The organism is Elusimicrobiota bacterium, from assembly GCA_026388075.1.
In the GTDB taxonomy this organism is placed as follows: Bacteria; Elusimicrobiota; Endomicrobiia; order Endomicrobiales; family JAPLKN01; genus JAPLKN01.
Genome location: JAPLKN010000063.1, coordinates 1 through 14,335 on the forward strand (window position 1 = coordinate 1; position 14,335 = coordinate 14,335).

Genomic DNA, 14,335 nt, shown 5'->3' on the forward strand with positions numbered 1-14,335 from the left:
TTAAATGAAGCTCCCCGCATCAGGATGCGGGGTATCAATGCGGAATTCTTCCGAAGCCACCCCGCACAGTTTTGTCTAAGACAAAACTAGACGTGGGGGTTCTCCCCGCCTTCATCCCCGTAGCAAACTACGGGGCATTTGGCGAAGGAGAATAATGTTTGCAATTACTATTAATTTTTAATAAAATAAAAAGATGCAAAAAAAAGGACTAATTATCGTATTGTCTGCCCCTTCAGGCGCCGGAAAAACTACTATCTGCAATCTTTTAATTAAAAAATCAAAAAACATTAAGGGTTCAGTTTCTTACACCACACGGACACCGAGAAAAGGCGAAAAAAACGGGGTAGATTACTTTTTTGTAAATAAAAAAACATTCAAAAGGATGATTTTTAATAAAGAATTTATTGAATGGGCTCTTGTTCATGATAATTACTACGGAACACCGAAAAGATATCTTGAAAAAGCAATAAATTCAGGGAAAGATATTGCTCTGGATATAGATGTTCAAGGCGGGCTCAATATTAAAAAACTCTATCCCAATGCTGTGCTTGTCTTCATAATGACTCCAACTATGAAAGTTTTGGATAAACGAATAAAGACGCGCAAGAAAGATTCAGAAACAGAGATAAAGAAAAGGCTTGCCAATGCAAAAAAAGAACTGCATTGTATGAATAGATATGATTATCTTTTGATAAATGACAAACTTTCTCAGGCTCTCCGCAATTTGGAAAAGATAGTCTATTCGGAACATAATAGAATATCAAACATCGCGATACAGAAGTTTAATTAACAAAAATAAGCAAGGAGGAATAAAGACTATGAGCAGTATAAAAAAAACACCTAATCTACAGAATGACCGTTACAGAGTGTTTAAGATGGCAAAGGAATGGATGGGCAGTTTTATACATTCAGATGAGGCAAAAAACCTTAACCGTTCTGAAATTGTTAGAAGAGTTTTGGAAGATATCCTTTTGGGAAAAATGACCGAAGAAGATATTGAAAAAGCAAAGAAAGAAAAAATAAGAAAAACTCCTGAAAATAAAAGCGAAGAAAAAAAACCTAATTATAAAAGTAGACAGTAGACAGTAAACCCCGTTAGAGACCTGCCTCGCTCGCCTCGCTGCGAAGCGGGCCGGCGGGCGGGCAATGGGAGCTTTGTCCCGTTAGAAATTATTGGCTGATACACCGATTTAGACAGGGGCTTAACTTTATATCTAAGCCAGCTAAGATTTCTAACGGGACAAGCGAATAAGGATGGAGTCATTACAACGCCATTTAACAGTATGATTTCAATTCCCCCTTCTTGCTTTCGCCCCTAGAAATCAGAAACGATTTCAGGGACTTTGGTCCCGGGAATGCTTTGCATTCCACGGGGCAAGAAAGCAGGGGGGCATTTTCTAACGGGGTAAATAGGAAAAAAAGAGTAAAAATTTATCCGCCTTCGCACCGTCCGCCAATGGCGGAGGCAGAGAAAACTCCTAACTTCTTTTAAGAGATGTTCGCCAATTGGCGAAGTCTCGCCTATGGCGGAAATGCGAAGAAGGACGAAACCAAAGATACTATGGTCGTAAGACCATAGAGCTTCATTTTTAACAAGTGCTAATATTTGCAAATAATATGAAAAACATAAATTACAAAAATTCAGAAAACAAAAAACTTAATGGAAAAGAAATTTTATTAGGTATCTGCGGAGGTATTGCAGCTTACAAAGTGCCTTCCTTAATTAGAAAACTCAAATCGTTGGGGGCAAACATAACCTGTATTTTAACCGAAAATGGCGCAAAATTTGTTACACCTCTTACCCTTCAAACTCTATCAAATAATCGTGTGTATGAAGATATGTTTGATAGAGATATTTGGGAAGTTGAACATGTTGCACTGGCAAAAAAGGCAGATATAATAGTTGTTGTTCCTGCAACAGCAGACATTATTTCAAGACTTTCTTATGGCCGGGCAGAAGAATTATTATCGTGTGTTGTGCTGGCTTCTAAAGCTCCTATTTTGATATGTCCTGCCATGAATGAAAATATGTGGAATCATTCTGCGACTCAGGAAAATATTGGCCGCTTAAAAAGGTTTGGTTACAATATTATTAATCCTGAAAAAGGAAAATTGGCTTGCGATGATGAAGGTATAGGCAGGCTGGCTGATCTTGAAAAAATAGTTTCTGAAATTTGCAATATTATCGGATAATTTAAAATTATTAAACACGAAAAATATCTTGTGTCTGGAGGGAAAAATGGTTATGATAAATATTTTGAAAACGGCAGTCCAAAAAGGGGCTTCCGACGTTCATATGGTTATTGGGCGCCCTCCCATGGTTAGAATTAGAGGATCTGTTACTTCTTTAGATGATTTTCCTGTCTTGACTAAAGACTCTTCAAAAGACCTTATCTATTCCATTTTAACCGATTTTCAAAAATCTAAATTTGAAGAAAGCATGGAACTAGACTGTTCTTTTTCTTTGCAGGGAGTATCCCGATTTAGAGTAAATGTGCTTCAACAAAAGAATGGGGTTGAAGCCGTATTGAGAGTTATTTCATCCAGAATACCAACTCCTGAAGAAATTGATTTAAACCCGGTTATACTGCAGTTTGCCGAATTGCCTCGAGGTCTTGTACTAGTCACCGGTCCTACGGGTTCGGGGAAATCAACTACTCTTGCCTGTTTGATAAATATAATTAATCAGAAACGGCATGAACATATACTTACAATTGAAGATCCGATAGAATATGTTTATGAAGGATTAAACTGTATCGTGAGGCAGAGAGAAGTGGGGGAACAGACAAAAAGTTTTCATAGTGCTTTAAGAACGGCTCTCAGGCAGGATCCTGACATTGTTTTAATAGGAGAAATGCGTGACCTTGAAACAATCTCTGCGGCTTTAACTATAGCTGAAACTGGCCATCTTGCATTTGCAACCTTGCATACGACAGATGCAGCCCAGACAGTGGACAGGATAATTGACGTGTTTCCGCCTCACCAGCAGCAGCAGGTAAGGGTTCAGCTTTCAACGACTTTAAAGGTCGTTGTGTCACAAACTCTTTTGCCCAAATCGGATGGTTTTGGCCGCGTGGCAGCCCGTGAAATTATGGTTGTTACCCCAGCGATATCTAATCTTATACGAGAAGGAAAAACTCATCAGATTTATTCGGCTATAGAAACTGGCGGAAAGTTTGGCATGATAAGTTTAGACAGAGCATTATTAGAACTTGTAGAAGGAAATTTGATTTCAAAGGAAGATGCCATAGCAAAAGCTCAAAATCCGGAATATGTAAGAAGCGGCGGCCGGACGGCATAGAAAGTATTAGAGTAAGACAGGTTGAGGTTAAGTAAAAAGCATTATTTTTTTATTCTTGACAGATTATTTCAATCCTAAATAAAAGCAAGGAAGAATAATGAACAAACCATCTCTTTTAAAATCAGTTTTTATTTTTGAAGAAATTGAAGACAATTTGTTAAACGAGCTGTCAAAACAATTAAAAGAGGTTGCATTTAAATCGGGAGATATTGTTTTTAAAGAAAACGATCGGGCTGATTCTTTTTTTATCGTAGATTCAGGACGGGTAACCATATCTAAACAGCTTGGAAAAGAAAAAGAAAAAATACTGATTGTTTTCACTCCGGGCAATGTTTTTGGAGAAATGGCATTTTTTTCTGATTCTCCAAGAACTGCTACTGCTAAGGCTAGTATGGATTCTAAGCTTTGGAAATAAAACGCGAAGATTTTATGCGTTTTGTTTCTGAACAGTCAAAAGCAGGCTTAAAAATTCTTTTCGGTCTTCTTAAGGTCGCGATGGAAAGACTTGAGCAGACTTCCAGAGAACTTACTACTATTTACCATACGGGAAACATTATTTCTTCAGGTAAAAGCTTGAATAAAATAGCTGAAGGAATAAGAGATGAAATACTTCTTGCGGTGCCTGAGGCAGATGGCGCGGCAATTTTTTTATATAATGAATTTAATCAAGAATATGACCCTGCTGCCGCTCCGAAAAACGCCGGAATAATTGCTCCGGATAGCGCAATTATTAAAATTGTCAAACTAAATCCTTCGGGGGTAATCATTGAAAAATATGATGAACAAAATAAGGAAGAATTTTTAAAAAAATGCAGATCGGTCCTTTTCGCTCCTATAATAAAAAATGAAAGCTTATTAGGCTTGATAATTTTATGGAATATAGAAAAAGAAAATGCTTTTAAAGACAGCCATGCGCTTTTGACAGCTTCTGTCGGCAGCCAATTTGCCGAAGCCATTGAAAACATAAAACATCAGCAGGAAGAAAAAGACAGGCAAAGGCTTAAAGAGAAAAAAGAATACTTTTAAGCAAAAAATATAAATATAGTGTTTTGTTCTATGAAACCAACATTTTTAATAACCTCAGGCCCTACCCGAGAATTTATTGACCCGGTAAGATTTATCTCTAATTCCTCTTCAGGCAAGATGGGCGAAGCTATTGCAAGAGAAGCTGTTAAAAAAGCACAACAAGTTATAGTCATTAGCGGCCCTTCGCAGGCAAGATTTTCTGCAAAAATAAAATGTATCCCGGTTGTATCGTCCCGGGAAATGTTTGAAAAAACAAAAAAATATTTTTCTAAAGCAGATATAATAATCGGTGCAGCCGCAGTTTCCGATTATAGGCCCAAAAACTATAAAAAACAAAAAATCAAAAAGAATAATAGTTTTTTAAATTTTAATCTAGTTAAAAATCCCGATATTTTAAGTTGTTTGGGAAAGATAAAGGGAAAAAAAGTTCTTGTTGGATTTGCTTTGGAAACTCATAATATTTTAAATTCTGCTAAGAAAAAGCTTAAAACAAAGAATCTGGACTTTATTGTCGCAAATTCGTTGAAATCTATTGGAAGCGACAAAACAACCGCGTGGCTAATAGATAAATGCGGAATAATGTATAAAGTAGAAAACAATAAAAATATATTGGCAAGAAGGATAATTGATGAATCAATCAGAATTTGGAAAAATAATAAAACTTGCTAAAACAGCTATTGAAGAAGAACTTTGGGGGAACAAGGAAATATTAATGGAAAAGAAAGCCGTATCAATTCAAAATTCCTGCTCAAAGGAAGAAAAAAATAAAGGGGATTCTTCTGATGTGTTAGATGCTTATAAAAGCGAAATTTCGGCGTGCAAAAAGTGTCATTTAGGCAAAACAAGAATAAAATTTGTTTTTGGGGAGGGTAATCCTAACTCAAAACTAATGTTCATCGGTGAAGGCCCCGGATTTGATGAAGACCATCTCGGAAGGCCTTTTGTTGGAAGAGCCGGCCAGCTTTTAACCAAGATTATAGAGTCAATGGGATTAAAAAGAGAAGATGTTTATATAGCAAACATAGTTAAATGTCACCCGATGAAAGATCCTAGCGATTCTGAAAAAAGAGGCAACGACAGGGCCCCAACTCCTGAAGAAATAGCCGAATGCCTGCCTTATCTGCAAAAGCAGATAGAAATTATTAGCCCCAAAATAATATGCGCTCTTGGAAGCCACGCTTCAAAAACTTTATTGTCTACAGAAGAAACAATAGGAGTTCTTAGAGGAAAGTTCAGATATTATAACGGCACACTTTTAATGCCTACATATCATCCCGCGGCGCTATTGAGGAATCCTTCGTTAAAAAAAGATGTCTGGGAAGATATGAAGTTAATTATGGCCGAGTTAAAAAAAGTTTAAAAAAAAATGATTTTGAAGTAGAAAAGTCTTTTTTAGTATCGGAATATGCAATGTATGCTGAAGTAGCTCTTCCCTTGCCTTTAGATAAAACCTTCCATTATTCTGTTCCCGAAAATTTGAACGCTATCGTTAAACGCGGTATAAGAGTCAATGTCCCTTTTGGGAATAAAAAACTAATAGGATATGTAGTTTCTTTGCTTAAAGAATCCAATATTTCAAAAATCAAAGATATCTCGTCAGTTGTTGATACAGAATCAGTATTGACTGACGAAATGTTTTATTTGGCCGAATGGATTGCCAAAAATTACATCTGTTCGCTTGGGGAAGCTTTTGCGGTTATAATGTCGCCGGCGCTAAGTTCTTCAAAAAGAAATTTGAAATCAATTGAAGAAAACATTAAAGAAAAACTTTTGCCTGTAAAAGTTTCTCATAAGCTCAGCGATTCTCAAAAAAGCGCGGTAACAGAAATAGTTAAATCCATAAACAAAAAGGAATTCAATACTTTTCTTTTACACGGGATAACTAGTTCCGGAAAAACTGAAGTCTATCTTTCAGCGATTGAAGAAATAATAAAACAGCAAAGATCCGCGATATTTCTGCTGCCCGAAATATCCTTAACCCCGCATTTTATTAGGCTTATACAGGACAGATTTCCTCAACAATTAGGAGTTTGGCACAGCGGTTTATCAAAAAGCGAAAAATACAGAACTTGGGAAAACGCGAAGAAAGGAAGAATAAAAATAATTTTAGGCCCAAGGTCGGCGATTTTTGCTCCTTTTGGAAATTTGGGGCTGATTATAATGGACGAGGAACATGAACCAACATACAAGCAGGAACAAAAACCTACATATCATGCAAGAGATGTTGCTTTAGAAAGAGCCAGGGCCAATAATGCGGTTTTAATTCTGGGGTCAGCCACACCGTCGCTTGAAACATACTTAGAAGCAAAAAACAAGAAATACCGGCTTCTTGAGCTTAAGGAAAGAATAGGCTCAGGGATTTTACCTCCAGTAGAAATAGTTGATTCAAAAAATCAATATAAAAGGTCAAAAATACTATCTGAGCCATTAATAGAAGCGCTTAACAAAACTCTTGCTCGAAGGGAGCAGGCAATAATATTTTTGAACAGGCGGGGTTTTGCTCCCGGAGTAATGTGTCAAAATTGCGCACAGGTGTTAAAATGTCCAAATTGTTCAATATCTTTAGTTTATCATTATGACGCGGAAAAACTGAAATGTCATTACTGCAATTATTCTTCTGTTTTTCCCAAAAAATGCCCTTCGTGCAACAGCAGCGAAATTTATGTTTTCGGAGTAGGCACACAAAAAGTAGAACAGGAACTCAAGAAGTTTTATCCTCAAGGGAAAATTATTCGGCTTGATCGTGATACCGCAGCGAAAAAAGGAGTCTACCAAAAGGTTTATGAGGATTTTAAAAAGGAGAATTTTGATATTCTTTTAGGCACTCAAATGATAGCGAAAGGATTTGATTTTCCGAGGGTTACCTTAGTCGGCGTTATTGATGCGGATACATCTTTGTATTTTCCTGATTTCCGTTCCGCTGAAAGGACATTCCAGCTTTTAACACAGGTGGCTGGCCGCTCAGGCAGGAGCTATCTGGGCGGAGAAGTTATTATACAAACAAGGCATCCTCAGCATTATGCGCTCCAGAACGCCAAAAACCATGACTTTATTTCTTTCTATGAAAAAGAAATTGAATATAGAAAGGAGATGTACTATCCGCCGTTTTCCAGATTAGCCAATATAATTATCCGGTCCAAAAATGAGTTAAGACTAATAGAGTTCGCTGAAAAATTTGCTGCTGAATTGAAACGCTTTAACGACAAAACAAATTTGTTCTCAATTTTGGGCCCGACACCCGCTTCAAGGACGAAACTTCACGGCATGTTCCGATGGCAGATATTGTTAAAAGGCGAAAAAAGTGCTATTATTCAGGCAATTTTGGAAACAAAAAAAATTCAAGTTCCTTCAGGGATATTAGTTACAGCTGATATTGATCCTTACGATATATTGTAAGCAATAGATTATTTTAATAAAGGATGGCAGATAAAATGTCAAAACTTAAAATTTACAAATACGGCGAGCCGATTTTAAGACAAAAATGTAAACCGGTGGAGCAGATTAATTCTCAGATAAAAAAACTTATTTCTGATATGTTTGAAACGATGTACAATGCGCCCGGGGTGGGCCTTGCTGCCCCTCAGGTAGGGGTTTCTTTAAACCTTTGTTTAATTGATCCCAATATTGATGGGAAAAAGCAGCCGATAGCGCTGATTAATCCTAAGATTGTTGATAAAAAGGGGAAGATATTTGAAGAAGAAGGCTGCCTTTCTTTTCCCGGTATTCTTGCAAAGGTAAAAAGATTTGAAAACATAAAAGTTGAGGCGGTGAATGAGAAAGGATTGCCGATAATAGTGCAGGGCACGGGTATCTTAAGCAGGATAATTCAGCATGAGATGGATCATTTGAATGGAAAACTATTCGTTGACTATTTATCCTTTTTCAAAAGAAAAAAAATTGAAAGTGAAATTAGGAAAAGAAAAAAGAGCGGAACATGGTAAAGATTATTTTTTTCGGGACTCCGGAAATTGCGGTTCCTTTCTTGAAAGAGTGCTTAGAAAAGCATACTGTTGTTGGAGTAATTACCCAGCCTGATAAACCGTCTTCCAGGCATTACAAAATACATTCGCCCGAAGTTAAAATTGAAGCGGTTAAAAATGAAGTAGATGTTTTTCAGCCTGAAAAGTTCAATGATGAGTTGATAGAAGAAATTAAAGCTTTAAAACCCGATGTCGGGATTGTTGTTTCATACGGGAAACTTATTCCAAAAAGAGTTTTTGATTTGCCCGCTTTTGGATGTTTCAACATTCATTTCTCGCTTTTGCCAAAATACCGCGGAGCTGCGCCTGTTCAGTGGGTGTTGATAAACGGGGAAAAAACAACCGGTGTAACCTCATTCTGGATTGAAGAAACTCTGGATTCGGGCCCTATATTAGTTCAAAAAACAGTTCAAATAGAATCTGATGATGAAGCAACAAGCCTTTTTAATAAATTGATTCCTGTAGGTATTGAAGTTATGAATGAAACGCTTGACCTGTTAAAAAACGGAAAAGTTCCGGGAACGCCTCAAAAAGGAATGCCGAGTCTTGCTCCGTCATTAGAAAAAGAGGACGGGAAAATAAACTGGGCTAAATCTGCCAACGAAATACTGAATCTCATAAGGGGAACTTATCCTTGGCCGGGGGCATATACATTGGGAAGTGACGGAAAAATGGCAAATAAAAGACTTAAAATTATTAAGGCTCGCCTAATTCCTTCTCCAGTAAAAGAAAAAAATGGTGTAGTTGTTGAATTGAAAAAAAATGAAGGTTTTTTGGTAGGCTGCGGGGAGGGGGCTCTTCTTATAACAGAGGTTCAGCCGGAAAATAAAAATCCTATGTCCGCTTGGGCATTCATTCAAGGCGGTTATGTAGGATTAGGGTCAAAATTCAGCTGAATTACAGGCCGTTTTTGATATTGTTCATAACTCATTTTGATTTGACTTTAGGGTTATTTTTTGACATAATACTGTCCCATAAATAAAGGAGATAATAAACCATGAGAGAAGGAATACATCCCCAATATGTTGACTGTACTGTAACTTGTGCTTGCGGGTACTCGTTTAAAACGCGTTCAACAAAACCTATATTAAAACTGGAAATTTGCTCAAATTGTCACCCATTTTTCACTGGTAAACAGAAATTGGTAGACTCAGCCGGGCGCGTAGAAAGGTTCCAAAAACGTTTCGCTAAAACGGAAGGCAAAACAGTTAAGCGCGCGAAAAAGGTAAAAGAATCTATTGCGGACAAAAAGCCCAAAGGGAAGATTTTAACTACTTCTCCGAAAAGAAAATCAGCAGGAAAAAAAGAAGAAAAATCCGGTAAAAAAGAGAAGTAGATATCTTTATCATTTTTATGGCAGAATTAGTGCAACAGAAACTAATTCTGTCATTTTGTTTTTTCCGCCTTCGCACCGTCCGCCAATGGCGGAGGCAGGGAAAACCCCTAACTTCTTTTAGAAGATGCTCGCCAATTGGCGAAGTCTCGCCTATGGCGGAAATGCGAAGGCGGAACCCCCTGCTTAGTTTTGCTTCCCTACAGTTTTCTTCCCCAAAGATTTCCTTCCCCTATGATTTCTCCGAAATCAAGACAAGGGGACGATGTGAAATCTAGGCCCCATATGGTTTCTTCGAAACCAAGACAATGGGACAAGCATGGGGACAAGTCGAAAACTAATCGCAGGGACAAGTAGCAAAACTAGGGGGTAAGCTTCGGCGCCTGCCTCGCCGGCGGGCAGGGATTTCGCCCGCTTCGCCCGCCTAGCATCTAGGCTGGCAGCGAGGAAACCAAAGATACCATGGTCGTAAGACCATAGAGCTTCATAAATGAGTTAATCGGGAAAAAAGAATGTTTAGCGAAGCAATTAAACAAAAACTTGAAAAAATGTATAATAGAACTGAAGAGCTGGAACGTTTATTGAGCGATCCTTCAGTAATTTCTAATTCCGAGCTTTATCGTAAGTATTCAAAAGAGCATTCGCTTCTTCTAGCATTTGCACAGAATTACCGTGAATATAAAAATCTGCTTAATGAACTTAAAAATCTTGATGAACTTAAAAGTTCCAGCGATACCGAAATAAAAATTATTGCGGAAAGCGAATATGTTAATCTGAGCAGCAGGCTGGAAAAATTAGAAACAGAGATGAAGATATTTTTAATTCCTCCAGATCCTAATGAGGGAAAAAATATTATAGTTGAAATACGGGCAGGGACGGGAGGGGAAGAAGCAGCTCTTTTTGCAGGGGATCTTTTTAGGATGTACTGCCGGTACGCTGAAAGCAAGGGGTATAAGATTGAGCAGATGGACTCAAATCCCACGGGGATCGGAGGATTTAAGGAAGTAATTTTTTCAGTATCGGGAAAAGATGTCTGGAAATATTTTAAATTTGAACGCGGAATACACCGTGTTCAAAGGGTTCCCGAAACTGAAGCTTCAGGGAGAATACATACTTCTGCGGTTACGGTTGCGGTTCTGCCGGAAGCCGAAGAAGTTGATGTTGAAGTTAAACCAGAAGATTTAAGAATTGACACTTACCGGGCTTCCGGCGCGGGCGGCCAGCACGTAAATAAAACGGATTCGGCTGTGCGCATAACACACATTCCTTCAGGGGTAGCTGTCGCCTGCCAGGATGAGCGCAGTCAAATGAAAAACCGCGCAAAAGCAATGCAGATTTTGAGAGCAAAGCTTTATGATCAAAAGATGGTTGAGCAGGAGAACTCAATTATTGAAGATAGAAGGAAACAGGTCGGTTCGGGAGACCGCTCAGAAAAAATTAGAACATATAATTTCCCTCAAAATAGAATAACTGACCACAGGCTAGATTTTAGTATTCATCGCCTGAAAGAAGTATTGGAAGGCGATATGGATGAACTTCTGGAAAAGCTGATTACAGCCGATCAGGAACAGAGGATGTCAAGCATAGGCAGATAAATGGAAAATATTTGGACTGTAGGGAAAATCTTGTCATGGACGGAAAAATATTTTGAAAATAAAAATATTCCTGATTCGCGTCTGGAAACCGAAATTCTTTTATCTTCTATCATGGGATGCCGGAGGTTGGATTTAGTTTTAAGAAAAGACGATATTTTAAAAAAAGAAGCATTAAAATCCTTTAAAATACTTATTTTAGAAAGACAAAAACGCAAGCCCTTATCATATCTACTCGGCGAACATGAGTTCATGGGCTTAAAAATATTGGTTGATGAAAATACTCTTATCCCAAGGCCTGAAACGGAAATACTTGTAGAAGAGTCTTTGAAAATATTAGAAAGAGAGAAAGGAAAGGTTGCCGCAGATATCTGCACGGGTTCGGGATGCATTGCTGCATGCTTAGCAAAATTTTCTTCTGCTGAAATTATTTATGCGACTGACCTTAGCTCAAAGGCGCTTGAAATTGCCTATAAAAATATATTGAAAAATAACGTGGTTGGAAAAGTTATTTTAAAAAACGGAGATTTATTTAACGCTTTTCAGGGAGAAAACATTGAGAATAAATTAGATATGATAATTTCCAACCCGCCTTATGTAGCCGAAAATGAGCTGGCAGCTTTACAGCCGGAAATTTCATATGAGCCCAAAATGGCTTTAAACGGTGGGAAAGACGGGCTTGATTTTTACCGAAGGATAAGCAGTGAAGCTCATTTTTATTTGAAGCCCGGCGGATATTTAATTATGGAAATGAATTCGGCAAAAAGTGCCGAGATAAATAAAATTTTTGAAACAAATGGTGTTAAAGTTGAAAAAACAGTAAAAGACTTTTCAAGTTTAGAAAGAGTTATAATAGGAAAAATAAATGGATAAAATTGTAATATACGGCGGAAAAAAACTTAAAGGAACTGTGAAAATATCGGGTTCTAAGAATGCGGCCCTGCCGATATTGATTGCAACTCTATTAACCGATGAATCCTGCTTAATTGAAAATGTGCCTTCTTTGGCGGATATTGATACTACTATCGGTTTTCTTACGTATATAGGAAAAAAGATTGAGAAAAATGATCACAGAGTTTATATACACGCAGACGGATGTTTAAAACATTCCGCTCCGTATGATTTAGTTAGAAAAATGAGGGCAAGTATATTAGTTACTGGGCCTCTTTTGGCTCGCATAGGCAGGGTAGATGTTTCGCTTCCGGGGGGCTGCGCTATAGGAGCTCGTCCGATAGATATACATCTGGATGCTTTTAAGCGGCTGGGAGCCAAGATCAAACTAAAGTCAGGTTATGTTGACCTGAGCACCAAAAAACTTATCGGCAATAGGATTTATTTTCGTTTCCCCAGCGTAGGTGCCACGGAAAATGTTTTGTTAGGCGCTGTATTGGCTAAAGGAAAAACAATTATTGAAAATGCCGCCAGGGAACCTGAAATTGCAGATCTCGCGGATTTTTTGAATAAAATGGGTGCAAAAATTTCAGGAGCCGGCACAAAAAAAATTATTATTGAAGGGGTAAACAAGCTGCATGGCGCAAAATATAGGATTATTCCCGATAGAATTGAAACAGCAACTTATCTTGTGGCGACAGCTATTACTAAAGGCGATGTTAAGCTCGTGGAAACTGAACCTAAGCATTTGAAAAGTGTTATTTCAAAACTTAAAGAATCAGGCATGAAAATAATGGTTAGCGCTCGCACAATTTCAGCTAAATGGACCGGGCCTCTTAAACCTGTAAATGTCAAGACCGAAGTATACCCTTTTTTCCCGACAGACGTCCAAGCTCAATGGATGGCTTTAATGTCAATAACTAAAGGAAAATCAAAAATTGAAGAAACGGTATTTGAAAATAGATTCCTGCATGTTGCTGAACTTCAGAGGCTGGGAGCAAACCTGGCTATTAAAGGCAATGTTGTTTTAGTAAAAGGGGTGAACGATCTTTCCGGCGCACCAATGATGGTTTCAGATCTTCGCGCCGGGGCAGCTCTTGTTTTGGCGGCGCTTGCCGCAAAAGGAAAGTCAATAATTTCAAGAATATATCATCTTGACAGAGGCTACGAGCATCTTGAAAGAAAACTGAAAAGTCTGGGAGCAAATATAAAAAGAATACACTCATAAATCATATGGATAAAATAACTGCCACTAAACTCAAAGAGATGAAGCAAAAAGGCAAAATATAGCGGATAGCGTATTGCGGATAGGGAAAAATCTTTTTAGTTTCTGAAGTTTCTATACGCTACCCCTGCCTCCGCCTGAGGCGGACGGCGCTAAACGCTATACGCTAATATGTGAGGAATTATGGCAGATAAAGTAACTACAATAAAACTTAAGGAGATGAAACAAAAGGGCGAGAAGATCACAATGCTTACCGCTTATGATTTCAGCACAGCAAAAGTCCTCAATGAAGCGGGGATTGACATAATTCTGGTTGGTGATTCTTTGGGAATGGTAAAATTAGGGTATGAAAATACCCTGCCCGTAACGGTTGAAGATATTTTTTATCACACGAAAGCAGTTAAAAGAGGAAACTCCAGGGCTCTTTTAGTTGCCGATATGCCGTTTATGTCTTATGAGACAAATAAAAAAGACGCTCTTTACAATGCGGGTAGAATGGTTAAAGAAGGCGGAGCCGAAGCCGTAAAGATTGAAGGCGGCATAGACTGTATTGAGACTATTAAGTCCATAATAAGAACAAAAATACCCGTAATGGGGCATTTAGGGCTTACACCTCAGGCAATTAATCAGTTAGGAGGATATAAAGTGCAGGGCAGGGAAGAAGAAGCAGCCGAGAAAATATTTTTTGAGGCCAGGGAACTTGAAAAAGCAGGGGTTTTTGCGATAGTACTTGAATGCATTCCTGAAAAACTTTCTCAAAAAATAACAAAAACTATCTCGGTACCGACAATCGGGATAGGCGCCGGGCCGGTTTGCGACGGACAAGTTCTTGTCACCGACGATATGATTGGTTTATTCGCAGAATTCAAACCCAAGTTTGTTAAGCGCTATCTAAATTTACGACCTCAAATAGTTAACGCTGTAAAACAGTATTGCGCGGAAGTAAAAGAAGGTAAATTTCCATCAGAAGAGCATACCTACAAATAA

General features: G+C 38.1%; 16 protein-coding genes. All 16 read left to right on the forward strand.

Annotation, left to right across the window (positions count from 1 at the left end):
- Positions 1 to 193 precede the first annotated feature (193 nt).
- The 16 genes from gmk to panB all read left to right on the forward strand — a co-directional run bounded on the left by gmk (position 194) and on the right by panB (position 14,335).
- Complete coding sequence (gene gmk / locus NT145_03410) at positions 194 to 790, forward strand: guanylate kinase (GenBank protein MCX5781740.1); 597 nt, start codon at positions 194 to 196, stop codon at positions 788 to 790.
- 28 nt (positions 791 to 818) lie between these two features.
- Positions 819 to 1,082 (forward strand): hypothetical protein, encoded by a 264-nt coding sequence (locus NT145_03415; protein MCX5781741.1) that lies wholly within the window; start codon positions 819 to 821, stop codon positions 1,080 to 1,082.
- Positions 1,083 to 1,617: 535 nt separating this feature from the next.
- Complete coding sequence (locus NT145_03420) at positions 1,618 to 2,193, forward strand: hypothetical protein (GenBank protein MCX5781742.1); 576 nt, start codon at positions 1,618 to 1,620, stop codon at positions 2,191 to 2,193.
- Positions 2,194 to 2,239: 46 nt separating this feature from the next.
- Positions 2,240 to 3,301 carry a type IV pilus twitching motility protein PilT gene (locus NT145_03425; GenBank protein MCX5781743.1) on the forward strand — a complete coding sequence of 354 codons (1,062 nt, stop codon included), beginning with the start codon at positions 2,240 to 2,242 and terminating at the stop codon, positions 3,299 to 3,301.
- A 97-nt stretch (positions 3,302 to 3,398) separates the two neighbouring features.
- Positions 3,399 to 3,716, forward strand: a complete 318-nt coding sequence (locus tag NT145_03430; protein MCX5781744.1) for a cyclic nucleotide-binding domain-containing protein — start codon at positions 3,399 to 3,401, stop codon at positions 3,714 to 3,716.
- Positions 3,717 to 3,730: 14 nt separating this feature from the next.
- A complete protein-coding gene (locus NT145_03435) occupies positions 3,731 to 4,327 on the forward strand; it encodes a hypothetical protein (GenBank protein MCX5781745.1) in 597 nt (198 codons plus the stop codon).
- A gap of 30 nt (positions 4,328 to 4,357) precedes the next feature.
- Positions 4,358 to 4,996 carry a phosphopantothenoylcysteine decarboxylase gene (locus tag NT145_03440; GenBank protein ID MCX5781746.1) on the forward strand — a complete coding sequence of 213 codons (639 nt, stop codon included), beginning with the start codon at positions 4,358 to 4,360 and terminating at the stop codon, positions 4,994 to 4,996.
- Entirely contained in the window at positions 4,956 to 5,687 is a 732-nt protein-coding gene (locus NT145_03445; GenBank protein MCX5781747.1) for a uracil-DNA glycosylase, read from the forward strand. The genes NT145_03440 and NT145_03445 overlap by 41 nt, the downstream gene beginning before the upstream one ends.
- 50 nt (positions 5,688 to 5,737) lie before the next feature.
- On the forward strand, positions 5,738 to 7,723 hold the full coding sequence (gene priA, locus NT145_03450) for a primosomal protein N' (protein MCX5781748.1): 1,986 nt from the start codon (positions 5,738 to 5,740) through the stop codon (positions 7,721 to 7,723).
- A gap of 35 nt (positions 7,724 to 7,758) precedes the next feature.
- A complete protein-coding gene (def, locus tag NT145_03455; protein MCX5781749.1) occupies positions 7,759 to 8,268 on the forward strand; it encodes a peptide deformylase in 510 nt (169 codons plus the stop codon).
- The gene (fmt, locus tag NT145_03460) at positions 8,262 to 9,203 is read left to right on the forward strand and encodes a methionyl-tRNA formyltransferase (GenBank protein MCX5781750.1); all 942 of its coding nucleotides are present in this window, start codon (positions 8,262 to 8,264) and stop codon (positions 9,201 to 9,203) included. The genes def and fmt overlap by 7 nt, the downstream gene beginning before the upstream one ends.
- A 101-nt stretch (positions 9,204 to 9,304) precedes the next feature.
- Positions 9,305 to 9,643, forward strand: coding sequence for a 50S ribosomal protein L31 (gene rpmE, locus NT145_03465; protein ID MCX5781751.1), 339 nt, complete (start codon positions 9,305 to 9,307; stop codon positions 9,641 to 9,643).
- 509 nt (positions 9,644 to 10,152) lie between these two features.
- Positions 10,153 to 11,235: a peptide chain release factor 1 gene (prfA, locus tag NT145_03470; GenBank protein MCX5781752.1), complete on the forward strand. Its 1,083-nt coding sequence runs from the start codon at positions 10,153 to 10,155 to the stop codon at positions 11,233 to 11,235.
- Complete coding sequence (gene prmC, locus NT145_03475) at positions 11,236 to 12,105, forward strand: peptide chain release factor N(5)-glutamine methyltransferase (GenBank protein MCX5781753.1); 870 nt, start codon at positions 11,236 to 11,238, stop codon at positions 12,103 to 12,105.
- Positions 12,098 to 13,351 carry a UDP-N-acetylglucosamine 1-carboxyvinyltransferase gene (murA, locus tag NT145_03480; protein MCX5781754.1) on the forward strand — a complete coding sequence of 418 codons (1,254 nt, stop codon included), beginning with the start codon at positions 12,098 to 12,100 and terminating at the stop codon, positions 13,349 to 13,351. Before prmC ends, murA begins: the two co-directional genes overlap by 8 nt.
- A gap of 180 nt (positions 13,352 to 13,531) precedes the next feature.
- Positions 13,532 to 14,335 (forward strand): 3-methyl-2-oxobutanoate hydroxymethyltransferase, encoded by an 804-nt coding sequence (panB, locus tag NT145_03485; protein ID MCX5781755.1) that lies wholly within the window; start codon positions 13,532 to 13,534, stop codon positions 14,333 to 14,335.

Coding starts and splice junctions, on each gene's coding strand:
- gmk (MCX5781740.1), top strand. CDS start 194: ATGCAAAAAAAAGGACTAATTATCGTATTGTCTGCCCCTTCAGGCGCC.
- NT145_03415 (MCX5781741.1), top strand. CDS start 819: ATGAGCAGTATAAAAAAAACACCTAATCTACAGAATGACCGTTACAGA.
- NT145_03420 (MCX5781742.1), top strand. CDS start 1,618: ATGAAAAACATAAATTACAAAAATTCAGAAAACAAAAAACTTAATGGA.
- NT145_03425 (MCX5781743.1), top strand. CDS start 2,240: ATGGTTATGATAAATATTTTGAAAACGGCAGTCCAAAAAGGGGCTTCC.
- NT145_03430 (MCX5781744.1), top strand. CDS start 3,399: ATGAACAAACCATCTCTTTTAAAATCAGTTTTTATTTTTGAAGAAATT.
- NT145_03435 (MCX5781745.1), top strand. CDS start 3,731: ATGCGTTTTGTTTCTGAACAGTCAAAAGCAGGCTTAAAAATTCTTTTC.
- NT145_03440 (MCX5781746.1), top strand. CDS start 4,358: ATGAAACCAACATTTTTAATAACCTCAGGCCCTACCCGAGAATTTATT.
- NT145_03445 (MCX5781747.1), top strand. CDS start 4,956: ATGAATCAATCAGAATTTGGAAAAATAATAAAACTTGCTAAAACAGCT.
- priA (MCX5781748.1), top strand. CDS start 5,738: ATGTATGCTGAAGTAGCTCTTCCCTTGCCTTTAGATAAAACCTTCCAT.
- def (MCX5781749.1), top strand. CDS start 7,759: ATGTCAAAACTTAAAATTTACAAATACGGCGAGCCGATTTTAAGACAA.
- fmt (MCX5781750.1), top strand. CDS start 8,262: ATGGTAAAGATTATTTTTTTCGGGACTCCGGAAATTGCGGTTCCTTTC.
- rpmE (MCX5781751.1), top strand. CDS start 9,305: ATGAGAGAAGGAATACATCCCCAATATGTTGACTGTACTGTAACTTGT.
- prfA (MCX5781752.1), top strand. CDS start 10,153: ATGTTTAGCGAAGCAATTAAACAAAAACTTGAAAAAATGTATAATAGA.
- prmC (MCX5781753.1), top strand. CDS start 11,236: ATGGAAAATATTTGGACTGTAGGGAAAATCTTGTCATGGACGGAAAAA.
- murA (MCX5781754.1), top strand. CDS start 12,098: ATGGATAAAATTGTAATATACGGCGGAAAAAAACTTAAAGGAACTGTG.
- panB (MCX5781755.1), top strand. CDS start 13,532: ATGGCAGATAAAGTAACTACAATAAAACTTAAGGAGATGAAACAAAAG.